Source organism: Mycobacterium mantenii (assembly GCF_001667865.1).
Lineage (GTDB): Bacteria > Actinomycetota > Actinomycetes > Mycobacteriales > Mycobacteriaceae > Mycobacterium > Mycobacterium mantenii_A.
In genome coordinates, this window is record NZ_LZJP01000080.1 from 20,707 (window position 1) to 32,797 (window position 12,091).

The window sequence follows — 12,091 nt, forward strand, 5'->3', positions numbered from 1 at the left end:
CCTATGAAGACGATCCCCACCGCCGAACAGCGCGAGTTCGCCTCGGCGTTACGCGCCCTGCTGGCCGCCGAGAACCCGATCGGTCTGGTCCGCGCCCTCGGCGAACCCGGCGCGGACCGCCGCACCCCGGCGCTGTGGAAGGCGCTGGCCGACGCGGGCGTCTTCGGCCTGGCCATCACCGAGGAGTACGGCGGGGCCGGCGGCTCCCTCGACGACCTCGCCGTCTTCTACACCGAGGCCGGCCGCGCACTGTGCCCGACAACGGTGCACAGCAGCGTTCAGGCCGCGCTGGCCATCGACCAGCTCGGCTCCCCGGACGTCAAGTCCCGCTGGCTGCCGGCGCTCTCGTCCGGGAGCGCCCGGGCCACCACCGCGCTCTGGAACGCCCGCGACGCCGCCCTCGTCGCCCCGGTGCTGCGCGCCGAACCCGCCGGGGACCACTGGCGGCTCACCGGAACCGCGGACTACGTCCTGGACGCCGACGTCGCCGATCTCATCGTGGTGTCGGCCGCGGCCGCCGGGCGCACCCTGGTCTTCGTCGTCGACGTCCGCGGCGTCAGCGTGGCACCGCTCGACATGGCGGGTGGGATCCGCGCATTCACGGTCGGCTTCGATGACGTCACGGTCGACGCGGTGCTCGACGGGGCGACCGCGACCGCGCTGCGCCGGCTGGCCAACACCGCCGTGGCGCTGTGGTCACTCGACCTGGTGGGTGTCGGCCAGGTGGTGCTGGAGCGCACCGTCGACTACACCAAGCTGCGTCATCAATTCGGCCGGCCCATCGCGTCGTTTCAGGCGGCCCAGCACCTGATCGCCAACATGCACATCGCCGTGGCGGCCGCGCGATTGGCCGCGCACGCGGCGGTGTTCTGGCTGGGACGCGGCCGCGTCGCGAGCAAGGAGACCGCGATCGCGCGCATGCACGCGGCCACCGCGGCCCGGCTGATCACGCTGGACGCCCACCAATTGCACGGCGGCATGGGCTATGTCACCGAGACCGACCTGCACCTGTGGAGCGAGCGGGCACGGCTCGGCTCGACTTTCGGCGGCGGAGCCGACGTCGCCGCCGCCTGGCTGGAGCAGACCATGAACGACGAGACAGCCGAAGGGGAGCGCGGGTGAGCGAGGACAGTTTGATCGATGCGGAATCGGCGTCGCGAGTGGGCACGGTCGCCGCGTCGGCGACCGGCGAGGTGAACCGGCGCGATTGGCAACGCTGGGCCGCGGCGGTCGGTGACCACAACCCGCTGTATTTCGACGCGGATTACGCCCGGGCCAACGGATATCGCGATGTCATCTGCCCGCCCCTGTTTCTGCAGTACGCGATCCTCGGCGTGGCACCGCTCGAGTCGCTGCGTCCCGACGGATCGTCGGGTGCGGTCTCCGGCGGTCTGGCGTTCCCCCGCGCCCCCAAGCGGATGGCCGGCGGGGAGAGCTTCACGTTTCACCTGCCGGCCTATCACCGCGACGAGATCGAGATGGTCCGCACCATCTCCTCAATCGTCGAAAAGCAGGGCCGCTCCGGCCAATTCGTCCTCGTCACCTGGCACACGGTGTACCGCAACCAGCATCGCGACCTGCTGGCCGAAGCGTCGACATCGATGATCGCCCGCCCCTAGGAAGAGCGTCATGACCGATCCGCAGGTGTGCTCCCAGCCCTTTTTCGAAGACGTCGCGGTGGGCGAGCACATCCCCACGCTGACCGTCACCGTCGACGAGACCCAGATGTTCTTCTTCAGCGCCGCCACCTACAACGGCCACCGCATTCACTACGACAAGGAGTGGGCCCGCGACACCGAGGGATACGACAACGTCCTGGTGCACGGCCCGCTGCAGGCGGCGCTGCTGGCCCGCGCCCTCGGGGACTGGATCGGCGGGCGCGGGCGACTGGTCTTTTTCTCGGTGCAGAACCGGGCGGTCGCCTATCCCGGCGAACCGCTCAGCTTCGGCGGCGAGGTCACCGGTAAACGGTTGAGCGACAACGGGACCGGGCTGGTCGACCTCGTCATCGCCGGGCGGCGCGACGACACGATACTGATGCCGGGAATGGCGACGGTCGAGCTGCCGATGCGGGGAGACCGGCCGTGACCGGGCTGCGCGGCGAGGCGGCCATCGTCGGCATCGCGGAGTTGCCCGCGCAGCGGCGTCCCACCCGCGCGCCGCTGTTCACCCTCGACCAGTACGCGGCGCTGGCGAAGCTGGTGATCGAGGACGCCGGCGTCGATACCGGCCGTGTCAACGGCCTGCTGACCCACGGCGTCGCCGAATCGGCCATGTTCGCACCGGCCACGCTGTGCGAATACCTTGGTCTGGCACTGGATTTCGGTGAGCGCGTGGACCTCGGCGGGGCCACCTCCGCCGGCATGATCTGGCGGGCCGCGGCGGCCGTCGAACTCGGCATCTGCGACGCGGCGCTGGCCGTGGTGCCCGGGTCGGCGTCGCTGCCCCAATCGCAGCGGCGACCCGCACCCGAGCCGAATTGGTATGGGGCGTCGTCGAACGACTACGGCTCGCCGCAGGCCGAATTCGAGATTCCCTACGGCAACGTGGGCCAGAACGCGCCGTACGCCCAGATCGCCCAGCGATACGCGGCGGAATTCGGTTACGACCCCGCCGCGGTCGCCAAGATCGCGGTGGATCAACGGACCAACGCCTGCGCGCACCCCGGCGCGGTGTTTCACGGCACCCCCATCACGGTGAACGACGTGCTGGAGAGTCCGATGATCGCCGACCCGATCCACATGCTGGAGACGGTGATGCGCGTGCACGGGGGAGTGGGCGTGCTGATCGCCAACGCCGACATCGCCCGCCGCGGCCGCCACCGCCCGGTGTGGATCAAGGGTTTCGGCGAACACATCGCCTTCAAGACCCCCACTTATGCCGAGGACCTGCTGTCCACCCCGATCGCGCGCGCCGCCGACCGGGCCTTCGCGATGGCCGGGCTGAGCCGGTCCGACGTCGACGTCGCGTCGATCTACGACTGCTACACCATCACGGTGCTGATGAGTCTGGAGGACGCCGGGTTCTGCGCGAAAGGCGAAGGCATGTCGTGGATCAAGGAACACGACCTGACCTATCGCGGCGACTTCCCGCTCAACACCGCGGGCGGCCAGCTGTCCTTCGGTCAGGCCGGCATGGCCGGCGGCATGCATCATGTGGTCGACGGTGCACGCCAGATCATGGGCCGGGCCGGCGACGCGCAGGTGCCCGACTGCCACACCGCGTTCGTGACCGGCAACGGCGGCATCATGAGCGAGCAGGTCGCGCTGCTCCTGCAGGGGGACTAGCCATGGGCCACCCCGACGCTCTCCCGGTCCCCGAGCCCACGCCCGTCTCGCGGCCGTTCTGGGACGGCCTGGCCCAGCACCTGATCCTGGTGCAGTACTCGCCGTCGTTGCGGCGCTATGTGTTCTATCCGCGGACGCTGGCGCCGGGAACGCTGGCCGACGACCTGGAATGGCGCGAAATCGACGGCGCCGGAACGCTGTACACCTTCACGATCGCGCGCCGGCCCACCGGCCCGCCGTGGCAGGACGCGCCGCCGCAGCTGCTCGCGGTGGTGCAGTGGGATGCCGGACCGAAATTCAGCACGGAGCTGGTCGACATCGACCCGGGTGACATCCGGATCGGGATGCGGGTGCGGCCGGTGTTCTACGATCTGCCTGAGGGAATCACCCTCCTGAAGTATCGGCCCGCATGACCTCGACGACGAGGTCGGAGGTGGACATGGACGACCCCGTGGCCGGCGTGGTGCAGGCGATGCTCGACCAGTTGAACGCGGGATTCCCTCGCGTCGAGCACATGACCGGCCCGCAGGCGCGCGCCGCGGTGGCCGAACGCCGCATGCCGGTCGACAACCTCGACGATGTCCACAGCGCCACCGACGTCGTGGTCCCGGGTCCCGACGGCGCCGTCCCGGCACGCATCTACGAGCCGCGCGGCGGGCGACCCGACGACCGCGCCGCGATCGTGTTCTACCACGGGGGCGGCTTCGTCTTCTGCGACATCGAATCCCACGACGGGTTCTGCCGTGCCCTGGCCCGGGGCGGTCAAGCCGTCGTGGTCTCGGTGGACTACCGCCTCGCGCCGGAGCATCCCGCCCCCGCGGCCGCGCTCGACGCATTCGCGGTGTTCCGCTGGGCGGTCGAGCATTCCGCCGAGCTGGGCATCGACCCCGCACGCACGGCGGTCGCCGGCGACAGCGCCGGCGGCAACCTGGCCGCGGTCACCGCCATTCTCTGCCGCGACCGTGGCGTCAGCCGGCCCGCCGCGCAGCTGCTGATCTACCCGGCCATCGACCCGAGCTTCGACACCGACAGCTATCACCGCTACGGCGCCGGATACTTCAACACCCGCGCCGCGATGCAGTGGTATTGGCACCAATACCTGGGTGCACAAACGGTTTTCGACCCACCGTATCTGGTGGCCCCGGCCCGCGCGGCCTCGCATGCGGGCCTGCCACCCGCGGTGATCGTGACGGCCGGGTCAGATCCCCTGCACAGCGAGGGATGCGACTACGCCCGCCGGTTGCGCGACGCGGGAGTGCCCGTCGTGCACCGGGACTTTCCCGGACTGTTTCACGGCTTCATGACCATGCAATCGTTCCCACCGGCGGCATCGGCACAGCGTCTGGTCTGGGCCGACCTGCGCGAGCTGCTGCATCCGGCCGACCGGAGCGCGGTGTCGTGACCGAAGTCAGCGACGTCATCGTCATCGGCGCCGGCTTCGCCGGGCTCTACGCCGTGCACCGGCTCGCCTCCGCGGGCCTGTCCGTGACCGCGCTCGAGGCCGCGCCCGACGTGGGCGGCACCTGGTACTGGAACCGCTATCCGGGCGCCCGCTGTGACGTCGAGAGTGTGGACTACTCCTACTCATTCGACGAAGAACTGCAGCGGAGCTGGCGGTGGACCGAACGCTTCGCCGCCCAACCGGAAATCCTGGCCTACCTGCGACACGTCGCCGACCGCTTCGACCTGCGCCGCCACTACCGATTCGGCGTCGATGTCGTCGGCGCCGCCTTCGACGAAGGCCGCTGGCACGTCGACACTTCCACCGGGGACAGCTATGCCGCACAGTTCCTGCTGTGCGCGACCGGCTGCCTGTCGGCGGTGAATCGGCCCAATATCCCGGGCGCCCAAGGCTTCTCGGGTGAGGTGTACTTCACGGCCGCGTGGCCGCGCGAAGATCCGGAGCTGCGCGGCAAGCGGGTGGGTCTGATCGGCACGGGATCGTCCGGAATCCAGGTGGCGCCGATCATCGCCGCGAACGCCGATCACCTGGTGGTATTCCAGCGATCCGCGAACTACACCATCCCGATGCCCAACCGGCCGTGGACGGTCGAGGAACAGCGACAGATCCAGCAGCAGTATCCCGAGCGTCGCCGGATCTCCGCCTACGCGGCGGCGGGCACCCCGCACGGCACTTACCACAAGAACGCCCTCGACACGGACGCCCACGAGCGGTCCGAAGCGCTGTGGAAGCGCTGGCGCGAAGGCGGCGTCCTGTTCGCCAAGACCTTCCCCGACCAGACCAGCGACCTGTCCGCCAACGACGTCGCCAGGACGTTCGCGGAAGAACGAATCCGGGAGATCGTCGCCGATCCCGTCGTGGCAACGGATCTCATCCCGGTCGATCACCCGATCGGCACCAAACGGATCTGCACCGACGACGGCTACTACGCCACCTTCAACCGCGACAACGTCGCGCTGGTGAACCTGCGCCGCGAGCCCATCGACGCGATCACCGCCGACGGCGTACGAACCAGCGCGACGACATATCCCTGCGACGTGCTGGTCTTCGCGACCGGTTTCGACGCCATGACCGGCGCGTTGACCCGAATCGACCCGAAAGGCCCCGGGGGACAGCGACTCCGCGACGTCTGGGCCGACGGGCCGGTGACTTTCCTCGGCCTGATGGTGCCCGGGCTGCCGAACCTGTTCACCATCAGCGGGCCGGGCAGCCCCTCGGTGCTGGCGAACATGGTGCTGCACGCCGAGGTTCAGGTCGACTGGGTCGTCGACCTGGTGCGCGCGGTGCGACACCGGGGGGTCGGCGAGGTCGAGCCGCGCCGCGATGCGGCGCTGGCCTGGACCGAGCACGTGGCGCAGGCGGCCGAGCGGACGTTGTTCCCCAGGGCCGCATCCTCGTGGTACCTGGGCGCCAACATCGAGGGCAAGAAGCGGGTTTTCATGCCCTACATCGGCGGCTTCGGCGCCTACCGGCGCCACTGCGACCGGGTGGCCCACAACGACTACGCGGGGCTGGTGTTGACCACCCGATGACGACGTCGAAGAGGAAGTGAACCCGTGCTGGAGACGGTCCAACAGCTACTGCGGCAGCGCCGCCACGACGACACCCCGGCGCTGGCACACGGCGATCGGACCTGGACCTGGCGCGAGCACCTCACCGAAGCCGAGGCGGAGGCCGCCGCGCTCATCGCGCTGGCGGACCCGGCGCGGCCGTTGCATGTCGGCGCCCTATTGGGCAACTCGCCGGCGATGCTGCGGGCCATGGCCGCGGCCGCGCTGGGCGGCTACGTGTTGTGCGGGATCAACACCACGCGGCGCGGGGCCGGGTTGCTCGCCGACATCCGACGCTCCGATTGCCAACTGCTGCTCGTCGACCCCGAGCACCGCGAACTGCTGGAGGGGTTGGACCTCAACGGCATTCGGGTCATCGACGTGACCGGCGAAAGCTACGCCGAGGCCGTTGCCGCCGCGCCGCCGCTGGTCCCGCACCGCGAGGTCGCCGGCGCCGACACCCTGATGATGATCTTCACCTCGGGCACCAGCGGCGACCCCAAGGTGGTGCGGTTCGCCCACGGCATGGCGATCATGTGCGGCGCCAGCCTGATCTTCCAGTACGACCTCACCGCCGACGACGTCTGCTATCTGTCGATGCCGCTCTTCCACTCCAACGGCGTCGCCGCCGGGTGGGCGGTCGCCATCGGCGCCGGCGCCACCATGGTGCCGGCCCGCTTCTCGCCGTCACGATTCCTCGAGGACGTGCGCCGCTACCGCGTGACGTATCTGAACTACGTCGGCAAGCCGCTGGCGTTGATCCTGTCCACTCCCGAGCGTCCGGACGACGCCGCCAACACCCTGCGGGTGGCGTTCGGCAACGAGGCCACCGACCGCGACATCGCCGAATTCGCACGGCGTTTCGGATGCCGGGTGGTAGACAGCTTCGGCTCCAGCGAGTTCGCGGTGATCGTCGTCCGGGAGGACGGCACCCCACCCGGATCGATCGGCAGGCCGTACCCGGGAGTGAGCATCTACAACCCGACGACGCTGCGGGAGTGCGAGCCCGCGCGGTTCGACGCGCACGGGGCGCTGACGAACTTCGACGACGCGGTCGGTGAGCTGGTGAACACCCAGGGCGCGGGGCCCTTCGCCGGCTACTACAACGATCCGGGCGCCACCGCGGAGCGCATGCGGCACGGGATGTACTGGTCGGGCGATCTGGCGTACCGCGACGCCGACGGCTGGATCTACCTCGCCGGCCGAACCGCCGATTGGATGCGGGTGGACGGGGAGAACCTGGCGGCCGGTCCGATCGAGCGGATCCTGGCGCGGCTGTCCGAGATCAGCCAGGTCGCCGTCTATGCGGTCCCCGACGACCGGGTGGGCGACCAGGTGATGGCCGCGCTGGTGCTGCGGCCCGGGGCAAGCCTGGGCCCGGATGACCTCGAGAAATTCCTTGCCGCGCAGGCCGACCTGTCCCCGAAGGCGTGGCCGCGCTACGTGCGCATCAACGATCAGCTGCCCGCGACCGCGACGAACAAGATCCTCAAGCGTGCGCTGATCGCCGCGGGCGTCACCGCGCAGGGCGGCCTGTTGTGGATGCGGCCCGCCCGCGGCACCGGTTACGCGCCGGTGGCCGAGAACGCCGGTGGCCGTGCGGCGTCCACCCTCACGGGACGCTGAATCAGGAGACGGCCTCACCGGCCTCGGCGGTTTCGGGCGCTTCGCCGAACCGCGCCAGCACCAGCGTTGCGCACACGGCGACGGCGAATCCCACGATCACCAGCCAGCCGAACCCGTCGCGCGCGGTGTCGCCCAGCCACACCACCCCGACGAGCGCGGGCGCCAGCGTCTCGCCGACCACCATTCCGGCGACGGCCGTGGTCACCGACCCGCGATGCAACGCGGAGGTGAGCAATAGGAACCCCGCGACGCCGCCCGCGGCGGCCGCGTACAGGGCGGGGTTGGTGTAGAAGGAGCGTTTGGTGGGATCGATCGCGTCGATCAGGCGCACGCCCACCTCGACGACGCCGAAGCCGCTGCCGGCGCCCAGCCCCAGTGCGAGCGCCCGCGCGCGGTCGGGCAGACGCCCGGCGGCGGCGCCGCCGGCGAATATCGCCGCCACCACGGCCAGCAGCGCCCAGCCGAGCCCGGCCGGGGCGTGCCGAAAGTGTCCGGGGCCGGCGGCGAGGGCGAGGACGACCAGGCTGACGCAGACGACGCCGACGGCCGTCCACTCGGCCGACGACAGCCGCGCCGACAACACCCAGGCGGCCACCACGCCGGTGACCGCGATCGAGGCGGCCAGCGCCGCCGCGACGACATAGATCGGGACCAGGCGCAGGGCGGCGACCTGAAGCAGGAACCCCGCGACGTCCAGGCCGATCCCGGCCAGGTAGCGCCACTGCCGGACGGCCCGCAACAGCAACACCGCGTCGACACCCGAGCCGCTGCCCGCTTCCACCGATCGCGTCCCGGCCGCTTGCAGCACCGTCGCCGTTCCGTAACAGACCGAGCAGCCCAGCGCGAGGAGGAAGCCGATCAGCACACCCACCGACATTAGGCGCCCGTGTCGCGTCGCGGGCTGACCAGCTGAGAATCCGCTGAACAAACGTTTGGGCGAGGGGTGCCCGGGGCACCTCACAGGTATCCAGCGCAACAGTCCAAAATCGAGGAAACTGCAGCCAGTGAACGGCTGAGTTTTACCCGTGTCTATGTTGCGCAGATGGCTATCCCTGTGCGCCAACAAGATTCAAATCAGTGTTTAGAGTCGGTGTACAACTGTGTACTCTGGCGACATGGCTGAACGCGGCGCCGAGCCCCACGTCCCCTGGGGACGTCGGATGTTCCTGCGAGCGGTGCGGCGGCTGTTCAGCCCGCTGCAGCCCGACGACTACCTCGAGATGATCAATCCGCTGTGGACCACCAAGGAACTGCGCGGCAAGGTCGACCGCATCGAGCCGGAGGGCTCCGAAGCGGCGAGCGTTCTCATCCGGCCCGGTTACGAATGGCCTGGTCACAAGCCCGGTCAGTACGTACGGCTGGGTGTGGTGATCGACGGTGTCTACCACTGGCGCGCCTATTCGCTCACGTCCGATCCGTCGCCCGAAGACGGATTGATCAGCGTGACGCCCAAGAAGGTCGACGGCGGCGTCGTGTCGCCGTACCTCGTGCAGAAGATTCAGCCCGGCGACCTGGTACGGCTCGGCGAGATCGAGGGCGTGTTCACGCTGCCCCAACCGCTGCCGCCCAAGCTGCTGTTCATCAGCGCCGGCAGCGGCATCACACCGATCATCAGCATGCTGCGCAGCCTCGACCACCACGACCAGTTGAGCGACGCGGTGGTCATTCACTCCACCCGCACGCGCGAGCAAACCATGTTCTTGTCCACGCTCGAAGAACTCGACCGCCGCCACGAGGGAATACGCCTGGATCTGCGCCTCACCTCCGAGCGCGGCCGCCTTGGGCCGGACAACCTGGACGAGGCCTGCGCGGACTGGCGTGAGCGCGAAACGTTCTGCTCCGGCCCCAGCGAGATGCTGGACGCGCTGATCGACCACTGGGAAGACCACGGTGATCGCGACCGACTGCACTTCGAGCGGTTTCAGCCCAAGATCGGCGGTGACGCGAACGCGGGCGAGGGAGGCACGGTGTGCTTCCTGGACAGCGAGAAGGAGGTCGAATGTGACGGCGGCACATCGATTTTGGAGTCGGGGGAGCAGGCCGGCCTCAACCTGGCCCATGGCTGTCGGATCGGAATCTGCCATACCTGCGTCGGGACGCTGAAATCGGGAAAGCTGCGTGACCTGCGCTCAGGTGAAGTGACCGAGCCCACCGGGCAGGACGTCCGGATCTGCATCAACACCGCCGAAGGCGACGTCGAACTCGAACTGTGATCGAAAGGAGCGGCGTGTGACGACTGCCGTACAAAGCAGCGGGGCAAGCATCCTCGCGCGATTGAGCGAACAAGAGCTGGAAAAGCTCGGCAAGGAACTGGACGCGATTCACGACGAGGTCTTTGCCGATCTCGGCGAGCGGGATCGCCGCTACATCAAGACGGTCATCTCGGCGCAGCGACAGATCGTGGTCCTCGGCCGGGTGCTGCTGCTGGCGTCCCGGTCGAAGACGGCCTGGGCCCTGGGCACCGCCTGTCTGGGGATGGCCAAGATCCTGGAAAACATGGAGATCGGCCACAACGTGATGCACGGCCAGTGGGATTGGATGAACGATCCCGACATCCACTCGTCGGTCTGGGACTGGGACACCGCGTCCACCGCGGAGGCCTGGAAGCACTCACACAACTACATTCACCACACTTTCACCAACATCCTGGGCAAGGACAAGGATCTCGGCTACGAGATCATGCGGATCGATCCCAACCAGAAATGGGAGCGGCGTTTCCTGTTCCAGCCGATCTACAACCTGCTGCTCACGCTCCTGTTCGAGTGGGGCGTGGCCGTCCACGACATGGACATCGACGCGATCCGCAAACGCGAGAAGCCGTGGTCGGAGGTGCGAAAGGACCTGAAGGGCATCGGCGTCAAGGCGCGCGCACAGATCTACAAGGATTATCTCGGATGGCCGGCGATCAGCGCCGGGGCGTTCGGGCTGACGCAGTTGGCGCTGCGCGGAAGGCTCGAACAACCCGCGCGATCGCGCATCGGCAAGAGGATCCGTCGCGTGTCGAGCAAGGGTCGGTTGGGCGCCACGGCGGACTTCCTGGACAAGGTGTTGCCCGGGGTGGAAAGCACGTATCTGCGCACCTTGGGCGCTGACGTGCTGGCCAACCTCATCCGCAACGTGTGGGCCCACGCCATCATCTTCTGCGGGCATTTCCCGGACCAGACCTACACTTTCACCCCCGAAGACGTCGAGGACGAGACGCGCGGCGGCTGGTATCTGCGCCAGTTGGTCGGCGCCGCGAACATCGAAGGCAGCCCGCTGTTCCACATCATCAGCGGCAACCTGGGGTATCAAGTGGAGCACCATCTCTATCCCGACATGCCGAGCAGTCGATACTCGGAAATCGCGCCCAAGGTCAAAGAGATCTGCGAGCGTTACGGACTGCCGTACAACTCCGGCCGGTTCGGAAAGCAGTGGTTGATGGTGCACCGCACCATCTTTCGGCTGTCGCTGCCCGGTGGGAAGCCGCGGCCCAAGCCCGGCCCCTACCGGAGCCAGGACGACCGGATGGACGCGCAGCGGCCCAGCGAAGGCGCCCGGTTCCGTGAGCGTGTTCCCGCCGAACACCCCGCCGCGGGCCCCGAACACCAGTCCGGCGGTGTCGACGTGCAGCCGCCGCCGCGGGGCAAGGACTGATCTCACCGCACGCTGATTCGCGCGTATTGAACCCCAGTCGCCGCGCCGTCGTGGAAAATCATCGATGGTGCAGCGCATCCGCAAACCCGACACCGACACCGGGCCGACGACCGATTCCGGCGGTCACGGATTTCCCGCGCGGCTGTGGCGCAGTCCGCTGCGGGGACCATGGCTGACGTCGGTGTTCGGCTCGGTGCTGCTGGTGACGCTGCCGATCGTCATCCTCACCGGTCTGCTGTCCTACATCGCCTACGGTCCGCGGTTTGGCCAGGCCATCCCCGGCGACGTCGGCTGGCTCAGGCTGCCGACCTTCGACTGGCCCACCACTCCGTCGTGGCTGTACCGGCTGACCCAGGGACTTCACGTCGGGCTCGGACTCGTTCTCATCCCGGTGGTGCTCGCCAAGCTGTGGTCGGTGATTCCCCGGCTCTTCGTGTTCCCGCCGGCACGGTCGATCGCCCAACTGCTGGAACGGGTTTCGCTGCTGATGCTGGTCGGCGGGATCCTGTTCGAGATCGTGACCGGCGTGC

Annotated in this window: 11 protein-coding genes and 1 pseudogene; 11 read left to right on the forward strand and 1 reads right to left on the reverse strand. The window is 68.8% G+C overall.

Annotated features, from left to right (window positions below):
• Positions 1 to 3: 3 nt before the first annotated feature.
• From A5688_RS12580 to fadD1, 8 genes are read left to right on the forward strand one after another with little or no spacing between them, the layout of a single operon-like run.
• Positions 4 to 1,122 (forward strand): acyl-CoA dehydrogenase family protein, encoded by a 1,119-nt coding sequence (locus A5688_RS12580; RefSeq protein ID WP_067836034.1) that lies wholly within the window; start codon positions 4 to 6, stop codon positions 1,120 to 1,122.
• The gene (locus A5688_RS12585; RefSeq protein ID WP_067836036.1) at positions 1,119 to 1,619 is read left to right on the forward strand and encodes a MaoC family dehydratase; all 501 of its coding nucleotides are present in this window, start codon (positions 1,119 to 1,121) and stop codon (positions 1,617 to 1,619) included. The genes A5688_RS12580 and A5688_RS12585 overlap by 4 nt, the downstream gene beginning before the upstream one ends.
• Positions 1,620 to 1,629: 10 nt before the next feature.
• Positions 1,630 to 2,088, forward strand: a complete 459-nt coding sequence (locus A5688_RS12590) for a MaoC/PaaZ C-terminal domain-containing protein (protein ID WP_067836038.1) — start codon at positions 1,630 to 1,632, stop codon at positions 2,086 to 2,088.
• Positions 2,085 to 3,287, forward strand: coding sequence for a thiolase family protein (locus A5688_RS12595; RefSeq protein ID WP_067913243.1), 1,203 nt, complete (start codon positions 2,085 to 2,087; stop codon positions 3,285 to 3,287). The genes A5688_RS12590 and A5688_RS12595 overlap by 4 nt, the downstream gene beginning before the upstream one ends.
• Before the next feature lie 2 nt (positions 3,288 to 3,289).
• Positions 3,290 to 3,700, forward strand: a complete 411-nt coding sequence (locus tag A5688_RS12600; protein WP_067836042.1) for a Zn-ribbon domain-containing OB-fold protein — start codon at positions 3,290 to 3,292, stop codon at positions 3,698 to 3,700.
• Entirely contained in the window at positions 3,697 to 4,689 is a 993-nt protein-coding gene (locus tag A5688_RS12605; RefSeq protein ID WP_242660355.1) for an alpha/beta hydrolase, read from the forward strand. The genes A5688_RS12600 and A5688_RS12605 overlap by 4 nt, the downstream gene beginning before the upstream one ends.
• On the forward strand, positions 4,686 to 6,281 hold the full coding sequence (locus A5688_RS12610) for a flavin-containing monooxygenase (RefSeq protein WP_067913246.1): 1,596 nt from the start codon (positions 4,686 to 4,688) through the stop codon (positions 6,279 to 6,281). The genes A5688_RS12605 and A5688_RS12610 overlap by 4 nt, the downstream gene beginning before the upstream one ends.
• A 24-nt stretch (positions 6,282 to 6,305) precedes the next feature.
• On the forward strand, positions 6,306 to 7,925 hold the full coding sequence (gene fadD1 / locus A5688_RS12615) for a fatty-acid--CoA ligase FadD1 (RefSeq protein ID WP_067913249.1): 1,620 nt from the start codon (positions 6,306 to 6,308) through the stop codon (positions 7,923 to 7,925).
• 1 nt (position 7,926) lies between these two features.
• On the opposite strand, the gene A5688_RS12620 is transcribed toward fadD1, so the two are convergent.
• Positions 7,927 to 8,802, reverse strand: a complete 876-nt coding sequence (locus A5688_RS12620) for a DMT family transporter (protein WP_067836048.1) — start codon at positions 8,800 to 8,802, stop codon at positions 7,927 to 7,929.
• A gap of 238 nt (positions 8,803 to 9,040) precedes the next feature.
• Here A5688_RS12620 and A5688_RS12625 point away from each other — a divergent pair, with 238 nt between their 5' ends.
• From A5688_RS12625 to A5688_RS12635, 3 genes and pseudogenes are all read left to right on the forward strand, one after another.
• A complete protein-coding gene (locus tag A5688_RS12625; protein ID WP_067913252.1) occupies positions 9,041 to 10,138 on the forward strand; it encodes a ferredoxin reductase in 1,098 nt (365 codons plus the stop codon).
• A gap of 16 nt (positions 10,139 to 10,154) precedes the next feature.
• Entirely contained in the window at positions 10,155 to 11,561 is a 1,407-nt protein-coding gene (locus tag A5688_RS12630; RefSeq protein WP_067836052.1) for a fatty acid desaturase family protein, read from the forward strand.
• A gap of 64 nt (positions 11,562 to 11,625) precedes the next feature.
• Positions 11,626 to 12,091: pseudogene (locus tag A5688_RS12635) on the forward strand (molybdopterin-dependent oxidoreductase); the annotation flags it as partial.

Coding starts and splice junctions, on each gene's coding strand:
- A5688_RS12590 (WP_067836038.1), top strand. CDS start 1,630: ATGACCGATCCGCAGGTGTGCTCCCAGCCCTTTTTCGAAGACGTCGCG.
- A5688_RS12620 (WP_067836048.1), bottom strand. CDS start 8,802: ATGTCGGTGGGTGTGCTGATCGGCTTCCTCCTCGCGCTGGGCTGCTCG.
- A5688_RS12580 (WP_067836034.1), top strand. CDS start 4: ATGAAGACGATCCCCACCGCCGAACAGCGCGAGTTCGCCTCGGCGTTA.
- A5688_RS12625 (WP_067913252.1), top strand. CDS start 9,041: ATGGCTGAACGCGGCGCCGAGCCCCACGTCCCCTGGGGACGTCGGATG.
- A5688_RS12600 (WP_067836042.1), top strand. CDS start 3,290: ATGGGCCACCCCGACGCTCTCCCGGTCCCCGAGCCCACGCCCGTCTCG.
- A5688_RS12605 (WP_242660355.1), top strand. CDS start 3,697: ATGACCTCGACGACGAGGTCGGAGGTGGACATGGACGACCCCGTGGCC.